Below are 15,649 nucleotides of genomic sequence, written 5' to 3'. Positions count from 1 at the left end.
GTTGGGCGTGCGCTGGCTTAACTACCGGGCACGCAGAACCCTGAACGATTAACCCTCAACCCCACAGCTTCTACCGAATCATCCTCCGCAGTAACGCCCGTAACGCCGCTGGCCGCAGGGGTTTGCGCAGGAAATAGAAGCCCAGTTCGCGGGCTTCTTCTTCTACCGCCGGGCGTGGGTCGGCGGTGATCAGTACCCCGGGAAGTTCGTCACCGAATTTCTGCCGCAGGGCTTTCATTACTTCCAGACCGGTTTCGTCGTTATCCAGCTGGTAGTCCGACAGCATAATCTGTGGCGTAAAGGGTACTTTTAAGGCGTCTTCCATATCGCTGCAGCTGTATACCTCGCATTGCCAGCTGTTCAGTAGGGCGTTCATGCCGGCCAGCACTTCCGGGTCATTGTCGATAACAAAGGTTTTCATGCCTTCAAAGCTGCCGGATACCCGTGCCTGCTGGTCGCGGTTGTCCTGTTTTACCAGTGCCGCTTCGGTAATGGGCACTATCAGGCGGAAGCGGCTGCCGTAATCCACCCAGGAATCCACTTCAATGCGGTGGCCCATGCGTTTGGCCATGCGGTCGACAATGGCCAGCCCCAGCCCCAGCCCTTTGCTGTCTTTGCTGGTGTGCAGGCGTTTGAATTCGCGGAAAATTTCTCCCAGTTTGGATTTCGGAATGCCGGGGCCGCTGTCCCACACTTCAATCACCAGTTCCTGGCCGCGTTTGCGGCAACCCAGTAATACGCCGCCTTTGTTGGTGTAGCGCACGGCGTTGGAAACCAGGTTCTGAATAATGCGCCGCAGCCAGTGCGGGTCGCTGAGTACCCAGTGGTCGCCGCTGTGGAAACGCAGGCGCAGGCCTTTTTCGGCCGCCAGCGCGGTAAATTCATCACGCAGTGGTTTCAGCACGGTATTCAGCTGTACCGGTCGTACCACCGGCTCAATGGCACCGGCATCCAGTTTGGATATTTCCACCAGTACCGACAGCACGTCTTCGGCCGACTGCAGCGAGCCTTCCAGGTGGTTTAATAAATGCCGCTGATCGTCGCTGAGGTTGTGCTGGGCCAGGGTTGAGGCAAACAGCTTGGCGGCGTTCAGTGGTTGCATCAGGTCGTGGCCGGCGGCGGCCAGGAAGCGGGTTTTGCTGGTGTTGGCTTCAATCAGCTGGGCGGTCAGGTCGGCCAGTTCTTCGCTGCTTTCTTCCACCCGTTGTTCCAGGCTGATATTGGCTTCTTTCAGCGCCTGTTCGGCTTTGCGGTGAATGGTGATGTCGGTAAAACTGGTTACGAAACCACCATCCGGCATCGGGTGACCTTGCATCAGAATGACCACGCCATTGGGCAACTGGCGTTCAAAGTTATGCGACGAGCCGGCGCGCAGAAAATTCATCCGCCGCGCTACCTGTTGTTCGATGGTGCCGCTGCCGCAGAAGCCACGGCCAGCGTTAAAGGCAATGATTTCGGCAATGGGTTTGCCCACCTGAATCAGCCCCGGCGGATAATTGAATATTTCCAGATAACGGCTGTTCCAGGCCACCAGGTTGAGATTGCGGTCAACCACGCTCACACCCTGCTGCAGGTTTTCCAGCGCTGCCTGCAGTTGTTCGCGGCTCATGGCAAAGGCCTGGCTGGCTTCACTGGCGAGGAAGGCGAGGTCGCGGATCTGAATCTGTTCACCACCGAGCAGGGTGGAAAAAATGACCCGTGCCGACGACGAACCCACCACCGAGGCCAGCAGTTTTTCGGTATCGCGCAGTAATTCGGCCGAGGCCGGCGCATGGTCGTACTGGATGCCGTGGTGGGACTGGTATTCAGCAAAAAATGCTTCGGTTTTTTTGTAGCCCAGAATACGTTCCAGTACCACGCGCACGTCGTCGACTTTGCAGCTTAAACCGGGCGACAGTTTATTGGCCGGTTGCAGGGCTTTGGTGCTGGTGAAATCGCTGGCCAGCATGCGTTCCCGCACCGAGGCGTTGGTGACCACCGAGAAGAATACAAACAGCGAAATATTCACCCACAGGCTGAGGATCACGCCGAAGCTGAAGCGGTCCAGCTCCATGCCGAAGAATTTGTCGGGGGTAATGCCGGTGGCGGTCAGTTCCTGCATGATCACCGGCCACAACAGGGTAAAGAACCACACAAAGGTGCCGCCCAGCACGCCGGCAATGGCGCCCTGACGGTTGGCTCCCTGCCACAGCAGGCCACCGATTAAGGCCGGGGCAAACTGCGCCACGGCCGCAAAGGACAACAGGCCGATGGCGGCCAGGGATTCAAACTCGCCGACCCAGCGGTAAAAGCCGTACGACAACAGCATGACCATAACGATGACCAGCCGGCGTACCGTCAGCACCAGCGTGCGGATGTTGGACGATTGCTGCGGCTCACCATTGTGGCTGGAGTTGCGGAAAAATACCGGCAGCACCAGCTCGTTCGACACCATGGTGCTGATGGCAATGGTGGCCACAATAATCATGCCGGTGGCGGCGCTGCCACCGCCGATAAAACCGATAATGGCCATTAATTTCTGGCCCAGCGCGACCGGCAGGCTGATAACGTAGGTATCCGGGGTAAAGCCCAGGTCGTGCATAAACATCTGGCCGGTCAGGGCGATGGGCACCACAAAGGCGACCATCAGCAACAAATAGAGCGGGAATAACCAGCGCGCGGTGTGCACATGGCGGGGCGATTCGTTTTCAATAACCGCGACCTGAAACTGGCGTGGCAGACACAGAATGGCGAAGCCGGCCAGCAGGCTCTGCAGCAAAAAGGCTACCGAAATAATATTGCTGTTAAAGATCGGGTGGTCGGGAATAACGCTGGCCGATAAGGTCAGAAATCCCAGCGGGGTGTCGTACAGGGTGGTTACCACCCAGAAGCCGACAATCAGAATGGCGGCCAGCTTTACGATGGATTCAAAGGCCACCGCCAGAATCATCCCCGGGTGCTGCTCGCTGGCGTCGATATCGCGGGTACCGAAAATAATCACAAACAGGGCCATGGCCCAGCTGATATGAAAGGCCGTGTCTTCCCAGAAGGGCAGGCTGCCGGCCACGCTGACGCCCAGCGGCTGGGTCGCCAGCTCAAAGGTGGTGGCAATGGCTTTTAACTGCAGCGCCACATAGGGAATAACCCCCAGCAGCGCCACAATGGTAATAAGAATGGCCAATGTGTGGTCGCGGCCATAACGGGTGCCGATAAAGTCGGCGATGGAGGTCAGACGTTTTTCTTTGGCGATGCGGATAATTTTGCTGAGCATGCGCCAGAACAGCAGCAGAAACAGAATCGGGCCGACATAAATACTCAGGAACATCCAGCCACTGGTCGCGGCCTGACCAACGGCGCCATAGAAGGTCCAGGAGGTGCAGTACACCGCCAGCGACAGGCTGTAGACGGTGCCGCTGTTATGAATGGGTTTGCCTTGCTGGGCGCGGCGGTCGCCGTACCAGGCAATCCAGAACAGGGTTGCAATGTACAGAACGGAAATCGAAACCAGCTGCCATACCGGGATCATAGGAGTCCTTGAAGTCTTTTTATCGTTTGCGGGGCAGTTTATCACGCCCGTGCGGCCGGCACAGGCCGTCCTGTTCAGCCTGCTACTATGGTCGGGCTGAGCCGGCGCGCTTCCGCCATTAGAATAGCGCCATTACTCTGTAGTGCATGGCTGTCTATGTCGGAGAGTTATCGTTTTCTGAATCTGCACTGTGGCTGTCTGGCGGCAGTGCGATCCTTGCCTCTGAGCTGGGGCTCCCCTTGGCACCGTCGTTTGACGGTGCCTTTTTTATCTCTGCGTTTTACCTCTATGCTTATTGCAGACGGAATCTGCCACAGGATGCTTCGATGACCATTCAGATCAATCTTAATCAGCCACCGTTCAGCTTTCTGGAGCCGGAACAGTTGCAGTGGCTTACCGGGCATCTGGATCTGGTTTTTTATCCGGCCGGCAGCGTTATTCTGAACGAAGGGGATGCCTCACCCGGTTTGTTTATTGTGTATAAAGGGGTGGTTTCGGAAACGGATCAGAGCGGCAATAAGCTGTATGCGCGTTACGGCAATGAAGATATTTTTGATGTGCGTGCCATTCTGGAATCCGGCTGCAAGCATAAGTACACGGCCACGGAAGAAACGCTGTGCTATTTACTGAAAACCAAAAACTTCATTCACCTGCTGGATAAATCCAAAGATTTCTCGGTTTATTTTAAAACGGATTTAGGAACCCGGCAGAATCTGGTTGAGCAGCGTGACAGCGGGGCCGGGGTGTCAGAATTTATTCTGTCCCGCATTGATGAAGAAAGCATCCGCCCGCCGGTGTACGTTACCGGCCAGACCAGCCTCAGCCGCGTGGCGGCCATTATGGAAGAGCAGAAATACGATGCGGTGCTGGTGCGCACAGCCAAAGAAATCGGCATTGTTACCGGCACCGATCTGCTGCGGGCTACGTTGCTGGGGGATAAAACCAAGCAAACCAAAGTGGCGGACATTGCTCAGTTTAATCTGATTGAAGTGAAATACGGCGACTTCCTGTTTAATGCGTTGCTGAAAATGACCCAGCATCATATTGAGCGGGTGGTGGTTACCCGCGATGGCGATATTGTCGGCATGCTGGAATTAATGGATATGCTGAGTGTGTTTTCAACCCACTCTCATGTTATTGCCATGCGGATTGAGCAGTCGAAAACCCTGAAAGAGCTGGTCATCGCCGCCAAACGCCTGGAAGTATTGATCGACAGCCTGAATCAGCAGGGTGTGAAAATTGTCGCCATTATGGAGTTAATTACCACGCTTAACCGGCGTCTGATGCAGCGGGCTTTTGAGCTGATTTTCCCCAAGCGTCTGCAGCAGAGTGTGTGCATTCTGGTGCTGGGCAGTGAAGGGCGCGGCGAGCAGATTCTGAAAACCGACCAGGACAACGCCATTATTCTGAAAAACGAGCACGACCGCGAAGCCGTGTTGCCGTTGTTGCAGAGTTTTCATCAGGCCTTGCTGGATTTCGGCTATCCGCCGTGCCCGGGTGGGGTGATGTTTATTAACGACAGCTGGATTAATACCGTGGACGGCTGGCAGGGCAAAGTGGGCCGCTGGCTGAATTCCGCCAGCCCGGAAGCCATGATGAATATGGCTATTTTTATGGATGGCGAAGCCATTTGCGGGGATATGGAATTATTCCGGCAGGTAAAACGCAGCTGGCAGAAGCCGGAGTTGCGCTCCAGTGTGGCGTCGGCCTGGTTTGCCCGCCCGGCACTGAAGTTTGAAACGCCGCTGAATTTCCTCGGTAATATCCGCGAAGACCATGGCCATATTGATATTAAAAAAGGCGGTATTTTTCCGCTGGTGCATGGGGTGCGGGCGCTGTCCTTTGAATTTGGCGTCAGTGACACCAACACCCTGGTAAGGCTGGACCGCTTACAGGAATTACAGGTACTGGCCCCGGAAGTGGTGCAGGGTTTAAAAGATGCGTTGCTGTTCTTTTTGCGTATCCGTCTGCGCCAGCAACTGGAAAGCGGGGTGGATAATCCGGGCCTCAGTCAGCAGCTGAGCTTATCAGCCATGCGCAGTGTTGACCGCAGTCTGTTGCGCCATGCGCTGCACCGGGTGAAGAAGTTCAAGCAGTTATTAATTAATCATTATCATCTGGAGAGCTTCGGATGATGCCGTTCTGGTTGCGCCAGCTTATTCCTGGTTATCAGCTGCCGAAAGGCCGCTGGCAGCATCTGGCTGAGCCTTATAAAGGCGATGAAGTGGTGGTGCTGGATTGTGAAACCAGTATTTTTGATAAAAAGAAAGGCGAGTTGCTGAGCATTGCTGCCGTGTGCGTAAAAGGCGGGGAAATCCGCTTATCGCAGGCTCTGGATCTGGTGGTGAACTCCAACGCCATTACCGACCCGGATGCGGTGCGGGTGCATTATCTGCGCCGTGAAGACCGGCATAAAGGTGTGGCGGTGTCAGAAGCCATTGAGAACCTGTTGGATTTTGTCGGTAACCGGCCCATTGTCGGTTATTACATTGATTACGACCGCGCCATTCTTAACCGTTATATCCGCCAGCTGTATAACTTTGAGCTACCCAACCGTTTTATTGATGTGGCCGATCTGTACACTTTGCGCAAGCGCCGGGTGCATCCGCAGATGCCGGTGGGGCTTAAATTTGAGGATATTGCGGAAGACTTAAAAGTGCCGGTGATTGAGCGTCACACCGCCATGGGTGATGTTATTTCAACGGCATTAATGTACATCAAACTGGTGCATTTCAAGCGCTGAAGCTCAGCGCAGAAATACAACCCCCCGTTTTATTGTTTACCACATACCGCGCTGTACAGTTTGTCGTCTTGCGACAGGCGTTTGATTTTCTGTGCATCCGGTTCGCTGGGGCTTTTTAATGGCACCAGTTCGGCGGTGGTGCAATTAAGCAGATAAGCCTGCGGCACTACGCGGTCTACGTGTTGTTTTTCAAAGCGGTACAGAATAAAGCTGGCGACGGTATCGTTACCGGCTACCCGCTTATCGATACGGTTGGTATCCAGTACGGTGTAGGCGTTGGTCATGGGAATATGGAATGTCCAGGGACGCCAGATTTCCGGGTTCTGTTCGGTTGCCACCACCAACGCACCTTCCGGCTGACGGGCTGACTGATGCTCGAACCAGCTGTATTCCCAGCTGATCTGATAGGCCAGCATACCGGCTCCGGCAAATACCGGAATAAGCCATTTCGGCAAACGGTTGCCACTGAGTTTCCGTAACAGCAGTGCGATACCCGCAGCCCCCAGGCCTGACACTGCAACAGCAATAATGGTCCACAACATAATTATTATATTTCCTGAATAAAAACGGGCCTGTAAAAGGCCCGTTTAAAAAAGCCCTGAGGCCGGCGGTGCCGCCTCAGGTTTTTATTATGATCAGTGATCAACAGCAGCGCCAGCACCTTTTGGAGTACGTACGCTTTCTACCAGATCCTGAATTTCCTGCGGCGGTTCTTCGGTGGCGAACGACACCACATAAGCCACAGCAAAGTTGATCATCGCACCCACCGCACCGAACGACAGCGGGGAGATACCCAGCAGCCAATTATCCGGAGTGTTGGCCAGGGTGTTGGTACCCGGAATGAAGAACCAACCCAGGAAGGTGAAGATATACACCAGTGTGCTCAGCAGACCTGCCAGCATACCGGCAACCGCGCCACGGTTGTTCACCCGCTTGGAGAAGATACCCATCATCAGTGCCGGGAAGATCGACGCTGCGGCAATACCGAACGCCAGAGCTACCGTTTGTGCGGCGAAACCGGGTGGGTTCAGACCCAGCCAGGTGGCCAGCAGAATGGCAACGGTCATGGAGATACGGGCAGCCATCAGTTCACCTTTCTCACTGATATCCGGCTTGATCATATTCTTGATCAGGTCGTGGGATACCGCAGAGGAAATGGCGAGCAGCAGACCGGCAGCGGTAGACAGTGCAGCCGCAATACCACCGGCAGCAATCAGACCGATTACCCAGCCCGGCAGACCGGCAATTTCCGGGTTAGCCAGTACCATGATGTCGTTGTTAACGGTCAGCTCGTTACCGTTCCAACCACGCTCGGCAGCGGTGTCGGCAAAGTTAGCGTTTTTGTCGTTGTACACCTGGATACGGCCATCGCTGTTTTTGTCTTCAAATTTCACCAGACCAGTTTCTTCCCAGGTCTTGATCCACTCAGGACGTTCAGCGTATTCCAGCGCCGGAGCACTGGTGCCTTCCGGATACACGGTGTTCATCAGGTTCAGACGAGCCATGGAACCTACGGCCGGAGCAGTCAGGTACAGCATGGCAATGAACACCAGTGCCCAGCCAGCAGACCAACGGGCGTCGGCTACTTTCGGTACGGTGAAGAAACGGATGATTACGTGCGGCAGACCAGCGGTACCGATCATCAGCGACAGGGTGAACAACAGCATGTTCAGTTTGTTGTCGACGTCAGCGGTGTAGTCCTGGAAGCCCAGGTCATTAACCACCTGGTTCAGTTTTTCCAGCAGCGGCAGACCAGACTCGGTGTGAGTACCGAACATACCCAGTGACGGAATGGCGTTACCGGTTAACTGCAGAGAGATGAACACGGCAGGAATGGTGTAAGCAATGATCAGTACCACGTACTGAGCCACCTGGGTGTAGGTAATACCTTTCATACCACCCAGTACGGCGTAAACCAGTACCACACCGGCGGCAATCCAGATACCGGCGGTGCTGCTTACTTCCAGGAAGCGGGAGAAGGCTACACCGGCACCGGTCATCTGACCGATTACGTAGGTAACAGACGCCACGATCAGACAGATTACGGCGACCAGGCGCGCACCGCGGCTGTAGAAACGGTCACCGATAAAGTCGGGCACGGTGAACTTACCGAACTTACGCAGGTACGGAGCCAGCAGCATGGCCAGCAGCACGTAACCACCGGTCCAGCCCATCAGGAAGGACGAGTTAACGTAACCTACCGACAGCAGACCGGCCATGGAGATAAACGATGCAGCTGACATCCAGTCAGCGGCAGTTGCCATACCGTTGGCAACCGGGTGTACGCCACCACCCGCGACATAATATTCTTTGGTAGACCCGGCGCGGGCCCAGATGGCGATACCGAAGTACAGTACAAAGGATGCGCCAACAAACAGCAGGTTAATCGCAAATTGACTCATATTCTCACTCCTCGACGCCGAATTCTTTATCGAGTTTGTTCATTCGCCACGCGTAGTGAAAAATGATTGCGATAAAGGTGATGATTGCACCTTGCTGAGCAAACCAGAACCCAAGGTCTGCTCCGCCAACATTAATGCCCGCTAACATCGGACGCAGAATGATGGCAAAACCGTATGACACCAGCGCCCACACAAACAGGCTGCCAAGAATCAGACGGACATTGGCCTTCCAATATGCGGCTGCGTTGTTTTTATCAGTATCCATAACCCCTCCGGATTTATTATTTGAATGCCGTTTCAACCTAGCAGTATGTTGTTAAGGCACGACAGCTAGACATTGGTCTTACCGTGGGGTTAAGGGGTTTTTTTGGTTGTTTTTTTGTTTAAAAACAATAGGTTGGGTAATTTTTCAATGCTTGAAAACAGCCGCGACCATGGTCTAACAAGGCGTTGGTAGGGGGGTGTTTCAGATTATAAAAAAGCCCGCCGGAGCGGGCCTGGAATTTGCGAAAGGAATTACAGCGTTAGCAGATACTGCACCAGATCGTCCACTTCGGCGTTGTTACCGGCACACCAGGGGTGCGGTGCGTCCGGCATGCCAATCGGTTTGCCGGTACCCATTTCCGCCGGGCCGTATTCGCTGCGCATTTTCTGGTAATCCCAGTAGTAATGGTTTTTATCCCAGGGCACTTCGACAAAGTATTTATGCCGTTCAATAAATAAGTTGCGCTTGTAGCCACGGTCAAGTTTGGTGATGTATTTCGATTTGGGTACGCGGAATACATCGCCTTTGCGGTTCAGGTCGGGGTAGGGCAGCACGTGATCCGGGCCACCGGCGGCCGGGCGGACCGGGGCGTGCAAGGTGTAGTAGTTGTTGTACAGCGCCGTACCCGGTGAGCAACGATCCGGGCTGACCAGATCTTCCAGATTGCGCACGTGGCCGTCGGACAGCAGACCACGATGCTGGGTCCAGTACAGATCACGCAGGAAACTGACGCGGATAGACTGGTTTTCTTTCTGGTAAATGGTCGGGGTAAAGAAGCGGCCGACTTCATCCAGGCGCAGCATTTTTTCATTGGTATGAGCGCCTAAGGCATCGGCGTGGCAGCTGCTGCAGTCGCGTTCATAAGTGGCTTTACCACGGTTAACCGCCGCGCTGACGCCAGCGTATTGCTGCCAGCCTTGCTGAACAAATTCGCCCTCACTGACGGCGGCACCGGTTTGCGGCTGCAATTTATTGCGGTATTTCAGCCAGCGGTACAGGCCCACATTGCGCAGGTCGTCATCGTTTGCATCCAGCGTGGTCATATACGCAGTCAGCGCTTCCAGCCACTCTTTGCTCATATTACCCTGGGCACCATCGGGTTCTTCGGAGTGGATATAAGAACCTTCAAAGCCAACGTACGACTCGGTGTGCGATAACGAGCGGCGGATGGCCATGTAGTTGGTGACGTTAGGAATGGCAATGGGTGAGAACTGGTAGTCGTTATCGGTGTGGCTGCCTTCGCCGACCATGCGCACCATGTTGTGTTCACCAGTGCCGGCCGGCATGTGGTAAATCAGCATGTCTTTGGCAATATCCTTGTTGCCGCTGGCCCAGCTGGGGCCTTCTTCTTTGGCGTAAATGCCTTCAAAGGTGTTGGTCAGGGTCTGCAGTACCGTCCATTTCATGCTCCAGCCCGGGTTGGGCAGGCCTGGGATGACTTTGGTGACGGTCTGCCCAGGTGCTTGTTCATAACGGATCTGATAGCCGTGACAGGAGGCGCAGTTAAAACCAATCCACGAGCCATTGCCTTTGTAAGGTTCGCTGGCTTCGGCGTAACGGTAACCGGCCCAGCCGGTGTCTTTGGTATTGCCTTGCAGTTTGGCGGGCTCCGTGGTGAGGAAGCCCGGAATCGGCGTGGCCATCGGGTAGGGCGCAAAATACACGTCGTCGATGGCTTCGTCCGGTACCTGCCCGCGCACGTTTTTAATGGCACCGAAGAGTTTTACCGGGTCGGCTTTGCCACCGGCAATGGGGTCGTTGGCTTTGTAGGAGAAAATGGCATCCCAGTCGAGTTTGCGCACACTGTGCGCCACGCCGATGTTGTAATCGTACGACCAGAAGGCCTGGCGGCCTTTTTCCACCAGTTGCTCAAAGCCCGGGTTATTCACCTGTACGGCAATGGGGCTGGTGGCTTTAACATCGCTTAATTGCGATACCACATCACACTCGTGCTGGAAGGTGTCGGAAATAATGCGCGAGGTTTGTGCATCAATCACATTATGCGGCTGGCCCGGATTTAACAGCGATTCATTGGCGCCGGTGCGTTTCTGAATCTGCACAATTAATGCACCGCCACTGACATGATCGGGAACGCGGAAGCGGATTTCACTGTCGTTCCAGCTGAGAATATTTTTCGGCCAGCTGTCGATTTGTTCGTCGGTTTCAAAATTGACCTGATCGTTAATGGCCAATAATTGTTGGAACATTTTCAGGTCGGTTTCCAGAATGCGGGTGTTGCCGATCATGATTTTGGAAAAATCGATGTCGGTGCCGGCACCAAAACCGCTGCCGGTCAGGGTAACTTCATCGCCCGGGGTCAGCAGGGGAACGCCACCGGCGCCGGCCGTCCAGGCTGTGTTGCCGTTTACGCTTAATGCCGTAATCTGGGGGGCCGGAAAATTCGCGGCTGAGGCGGCCCGTTGTTGTTCGCGGGCTGTGTCGGTACGGCAGAGTTCTTCCTGGTGCGGAAATTCGCCCGGTAACTCGGTAATACAGGCACTGAGCAGCAGTGGTAAGCTGAGCAGCGGCGTTTTGCAGCGCCAGCCGCCACGGCCGGCGACCACCGCGGTGGTCTGTGAAAGCAGGGTTTTCATGATGGGTTATCCCGTTTTGTTATTGTGGTAAGAATGGCAGCGTCAGAAGGCAGGTTGAGCGCAGCCGGATCACGCTAGGGGGCCAGCCGGGAGCCGGCTATGACCGACCGGGACGAAAACAGCGCATCAGGTCGGTTGGCCTGTAACACCTTAGGGGTAGCTGGACGGTTTTATTATTTGGCGTAGCCGGTCTTAACCCGGAGCGTTTTAAGGAGTTTGCATGGGCGATACCGCCGCCGTGGCGCTGGCCACGTTATTTGCCACCGTCAGCCCGATTGATGTGTCGGCCATTTTTGCCGCCATTACTGTGAATGCCAGCCAGCCGGCGCGCCGGCGTATGGCCATCCGCGGCGTTGCCATTGCCACCATTGTGCTGGGGCTGTTTGCCATTATTGGTGACTGGTTGCTGCACGCGCTGGGTATTTCGCTGGCGGCGTTACGCACCGCCGGCGGCATTATGTTGCTGTTAATGGGCATTGATATGGTGTTTGCCCGCAGCTCATCGGCCAACAGCCCGACCGCGGAAGAGGAAGAAGAGGCCATGGGCAAACGCGATGTCTCGGTGTTTCCGCTGGCGCTGCCGTTGATTGCCGGTCCCGGCACCATGGGCGCGCTGATTTTGTTAATGGCGCAAACCAAAGGGCATTTGCTGGAGCAGTTTACCGTGTTTGCCATGCTGGGCGTGGTGATGCTGCTGACCCTGGTCAGCCTGCTGGCGGCCACGCAGCTTAACCGTTTGCTGGGCGTGACCGGTATGCAGGTGATTACCCGGGTGATGGGGGTATTGCTGTGCGCACTGGCGGTGCAGTTTGTGTTTGATGGCATTGCCGAAAGCGGCCTGTTGCCGGTGCTGGAGCCACGCTGACGCGGCCGATATACTGCGCCGCATTGTTATTTTTCCGATCAGGAACCGATCATGTCTGCAACGATGCACTGGCACAAACTGTTGTCTGCCACCCGCTTTGGCGAGCCTCAGGGTACGCTGGATCTGGAACCCGGCCGCACTCCCTTCGATAAAGACTACGATCGCATTATTTTTTCTTCCGCGTTTCGTCGCCTGGATCGTAAAACCCAGGTGCATCCGCTGGCCGAGAACGACCATGTGCACAGCCGCCTGACCCACAGCCTGGAAGTGGGCTGTGTGGGCCGCTCACTGGGTACCCGGGTAGGGCGGGCGCTGCTCGATAAACTGCCACTGGGTTTAAACGCCAATGATGTGGGCGCGCTGGTGCAGGCGGCTTGTCTGGCCCACGATATCGGCAACCCACCTTATGGCCACACCGGTGAAGACGCTATCCGGCACTGGTTCCGCGAAGCGGGCAATGCGCATTTTCTGCAAGGGTTGAGTGACATTGAGCGTGCTGACCTGCAAACCTTTGAAGGCAATGCGCAGGGCTTTCGCATTGTCACGCAGGTGGAATCGCACCGGTTCAGCGGTGGCTTACGTCTTACCTACGGCACCCTGGGGGCCTTTCTGAAATACCCCTGGACGGTGGATTACGTGCAGCGTGGTGAAGCGAAAAAATTCGGCTGTTATCAGACCGAATTACCGATTTTGCGCCAGGTCGCCAACCAGTTGGGGTTGCTGGAATTAAAACCGGATTGCTGGGCACGGCATCCGCTGGTGTATCTGCTGGAAGCCGCCGATGACATCTGTTACGGCCTGATTGATCTGGAAGACGGCATCGAAATGGGCCTGCTGCAGTATCAGGAAGTGGAAGACCTGCTGCGCCCGTTGCTGGACGATCATTGGCCGGCGGTGCAGGCCGAGCTGGAACAGGCCGATACCCTGCGCCGGCGCCTGCAAAGTCTGCGTGGGCTGGCTATGGAAGTGCTGGTAACCGCGGCCAGTACCGCTTTCGTGCGCCATGAACAGCAGTTGCTGGCCGGCCAGTTGCAGGGGGATCTGATTGATTACTGCCCGGCGCCGGTGCGTCAGGTGGTGGCGGCCGCCAAGCAAATGGCGCGGGAACGGATTTTCCGCGATAACCGCAAACTGGCGGTGGAAATCGGTTCCTATTCCACGTTAGGCACCTTGCTGGAAGCCTTTTTACTGGCGGTGCGCGAGCGGGTGCTGGATGGCCAGGCCACCTTCCGTAATCAGCGGGTACTGGAATTAATGGGGCGTTCAGCGCCGCAGAGCGACTGGACGCTGTATGAAGCCTATATGCGCGCCATCGATTTTATTTCCGGCATGACCGATAACTACGCGGCGCAGATTGCCCGGCAGTTTTCCGGTTATCAGCCCGGCCCGGCGCATTTCTGAGTCCGTACCATGAGCATTTCTCCGGTCGCGATTTCTGTTGGTTTGCTGATCTGCAGTAACGTCTTTATGACCTTTGCCTGGTACGCCCACCTGAAAACCATGAACCACAAGCCTTGGGTGATTGCGGCGCTGGTCAGCTGGGGCATTGCCCTGTTTGAATACTTGCTGCAGGTGCCGGCCAACCGCATTGGTTATACCGTGCTGTCGGTGGGGCAGCTGAAGGTGATACAGGAGGTGATTACCCTCAGCGTGTTTGTGCCCTTTGCTCTGTTTTATTTAAAAGAACCGCTGAAGCTGGATTACGTCTGGGCGGCACTGTGCCTGATCGGCGCGGTCTATTTTGTCTTCCGCAGTGAAATGGGCTGAGCGCAGGCTCGCATGCCTTTACCGTGCCGGTTAGAATGCCGGCCTCATCTGAACAATAAGTGATGGTATGGATATCGATTTTCCCCTGATTTTACTGGTACTGACCGCCGCTACCGGTGTCGTGGCGTTATTGGATAAAGTCTGGCTGGCACCGCAGCGCCAGTCCCGGGCGCAGCAGCTGATTGCCGATAAGGCGCACCCTGAGGACATTCACAAGGCCGAAACCGAGTCTTTTGTGGTGGAGCAGGCCAAGTCGTTTTTTCCGGTGCTGGCCATTGTGTTCGTGTTGCGTTCTTTTATTGCCGAACCGTTTCAGATTCCGTCCGGTTCCATGGAGCCGGGGCTGATTCAGGGTGACTTTATTCTGGTCAGCAAGTTTCATTACGGCCTGCGCATGCCGGTGTTCGGCAATACCTTAATTCCGACCGGTGAGCCGGCCCGCGGCGATGTGATGGTGTTTTTTCCGCCCGATGATCCGCGTTATTTCATTAAGCGGGTCATTGGTCTGCCCGGTGATCATATTGTCTACCGCAACCGTCAGCTCACCATCAATGGTGAAGCCGTACCCACGCAAGAGCTGGGCGGTGAACCGTCCTGGCGGCCGCAAAAAATCATGGCGCAGGAGCAGTTCGGTGACACTGGCGCCGCGGTGCAGTGGATGATCGGCCGTTCGCCGGTAACCGGCGGGCCGGTGGTCTGGGCGGGGCCGGAGGGGGAATGGACCGTACCGGACGGGCATTTCTTTACCATGGGTGACAACCGTGGCAACAGTGCTGACAGCCGCGCCTGGGGCATGGTGCCGGACCGCAACATCGTGGGTAAAGCGGTGGCGGTGTGGATGCACTGGGACAGCTGGGGCGATATTCCATCCTTCAGCCGCAATGGCTGGATTGAATAAGGCGGCCGCATGAACAGCCCGCGCCCGCCTTGCCGCTTTTGCCAGCGCAGCCGCTGGTTGCTGAGTATTACGGTGCTGGTGGCCATGGCCACCGTGCTGTATCTGAATCTGCCGGCCTGACAAAGACCAAAGTCTGAGGCCGGTAATGCTCCCTGCTGAGCTTTATGGGTAGCTATTTTTCTGCAGATGCCTACAATGCCGCCCCATTCTGATTGACGGCGTACGCTGATGAAGCTGACGAGACATCTGAAAGGCAAGGCACTGGATCTGGTTGACCGGCTGGTGCCGGTGCGGCCACAACCCTGCAGCGCGCAACAGCGCGACCTGCTGGAGCGCGAATCGCGCCGTATGCATCTGTACTACTGCCGCAGTTGTGCCTCCTCCATTGCCATTAAACGCCACTGCGAAAAGCTGGGTTTGCGGGTGGTGGAAAAAGACGTGGTGCGTGTGAACGCTTATCGTAATGAGCTGCTTAACGGTGGTGGTGAACCGCGGGTGCCCTGCCTGCGGGTCGATGATGACCAGGGCCCGCGCTGGCTGTACAGCCCGGAAGCCATCCGTAATTATCTGAATAAGCGTTTCTGAAACCGGTAACGGCCGTTACAATGCG

12 protein-coding genes are annotated in these 15,649 nt (G+C 55.8%); 7 read left to right on the top strand and 5 right to left on the bottom strand.

Going from position 1 to position 15,649, the window contains the following annotated elements; translation table 11 throughout:
- Positions 1–70 precede the first annotated feature (70 nt).
- Positions 71–3,505 carry a PAS domain-containing hybrid sensor histidine kinase/response regulator gene (locus tag GJQ55_RS09080; RefSeq protein WP_228344649.1) on the bottom strand — a complete coding sequence of 1,145 codons (3,435 nt, stop codon included), beginning with the start codon at positions 3,503–3,505 and terminating at the stop codon, positions 71–73.
- A gap of 326 nt (positions 3,506–3,831) precedes the next feature.
- On the opposite strand from GJQ55_RS09080, the gene GJQ55_RS09075 reads away from it, so the two are divergent.
- Both GJQ55_RS09075 and GJQ55_RS09070 read left to right on the top strand, forming a co-directional pair.
- Positions 3,832–5,640, top strand: a complete 1,809-nt coding sequence (locus GJQ55_RS09075) for a DUF294 nucleotidyltransferase-like domain-containing protein (RefSeq protein WP_228344648.1) — start codon at positions 3,832–3,834, stop codon at positions 5,638–5,640.
- A complete protein-coding gene (locus GJQ55_RS09070) occupies positions 5,637–6,248 on the top strand; it encodes a 3'-5' exonuclease (RefSeq protein ID WP_228344647.1) in 612 nt (203 codons plus the stop codon). Before GJQ55_RS09075 ends, GJQ55_RS09070 begins: the two co-directional genes overlap by 4 nt.
- A gap of 29 nt (positions 6,249–6,277) precedes the next feature.
- Here the strand turns inward: GJQ55_RS09070 and GJQ55_RS09065 are convergent, their stop codons facing one another.
- The 4 genes from GJQ55_RS09065 to GJQ55_RS09050 all read right to left on the bottom strand — a co-directional run bounded on the left by GJQ55_RS09065 (position 6,278) and on the right by GJQ55_RS09050 (position 11,509).
- A complete protein-coding gene (locus GJQ55_RS09065) occupies positions 6,278–6,790 on the bottom strand; it encodes a hypothetical protein (RefSeq protein ID WP_228344646.1) in 513 nt (170 codons plus the stop codon).
- Positions 6,791–6,883: 93 nt separating this feature from the next.
- Complete coding sequence (locus tag GJQ55_RS09060) at positions 6,884–8,650, bottom strand: sodium:solute symporter family protein (RefSeq protein WP_228344645.1); 1,767 nt, start codon at positions 8,648–8,650, stop codon at positions 6,884–6,886.
- Between the two features lie 4 nt (positions 8,651–8,654).
- Entirely contained in the window at positions 8,655–8,915 is a 261-nt protein-coding gene (locus tag GJQ55_RS09055; RefSeq protein WP_228344644.1) for a DUF4212 domain-containing protein, read from the bottom strand.
- Between the two features lie 251 nt (positions 8,916–9,166).
- The gene (locus tag GJQ55_RS09050) at positions 9,167–11,509 is read right to left on the bottom strand and encodes a hypothetical protein (protein ID WP_228344643.1); all 2,343 of its coding nucleotides are present in this window, start codon (positions 11,507–11,509) and stop codon (positions 9,167–9,169) included.
- Positions 11,510–11,729: 220 nt separating this feature from the next.
- Between GJQ55_RS09050 and GJQ55_RS09045 the strand changes: the two genes are divergently transcribed.
- The 5 genes from GJQ55_RS09045 (at position 11,730) to GJQ55_RS09025 (ending at position 15,624) form a co-directional block, all read left to right on the top strand.
- The gene (locus GJQ55_RS09045; protein WP_228344642.1) at positions 11,730–12,374 is read left to right on the top strand and encodes a MarC family protein; all 645 of its coding nucleotides are present in this window, start codon (positions 11,730–11,732) and stop codon (positions 12,372–12,374) included.
- Between the two features lie 51 nt (positions 12,375–12,425).
- A complete protein-coding gene (locus GJQ55_RS09040; protein ID WP_228344641.1) occupies positions 12,426–13,775 on the top strand; it encodes a deoxyguanosinetriphosphate triphosphohydrolase in 1,350 nt (449 codons plus the stop codon).
- 9 nt (positions 13,776–13,784) lie between these two features.
- Entirely contained in the window at positions 13,785–14,141 is a 357-nt protein-coding gene (locus GJQ55_RS09035; protein ID WP_420907139.1) for a DMT family protein, read from the top strand.
- 67 nt (positions 14,142–14,208) lie between these two features.
- Positions 14,209–15,039 (top strand): signal peptidase I, encoded by an 831-nt coding sequence (gene lepB, locus GJQ55_RS09030; RefSeq protein WP_228344640.1) that lies wholly within the window; start codon positions 14,209–14,211, stop codon positions 15,037–15,039.
- Positions 15,040–15,267: 228 nt separating this feature from the next.
- Complete coding sequence (locus GJQ55_RS09025) at positions 15,268–15,624, top strand: glutaredoxin family protein (protein ID WP_228344639.1); 357 nt, start codon at positions 15,268–15,270, stop codon at positions 15,622–15,624.
- Positions 15,625–15,649: the final 25 nt, after the last annotated feature.

The sequence above is a fragment of the Venatoribacter cucullus genome, assembly GCF_016132445.1.
Taxonomy (GTDB): Bacteria; Pseudomonadota; Gammaproteobacteria; order Pseudomonadales; family Oceanobacteraceae; genus Venatoribacter; species Venatoribacter cucullus.
Note: the sequence above shows the minus strand (reverse complement) of the source record. Positions and strands in the feature narration are given on the sequence as shown.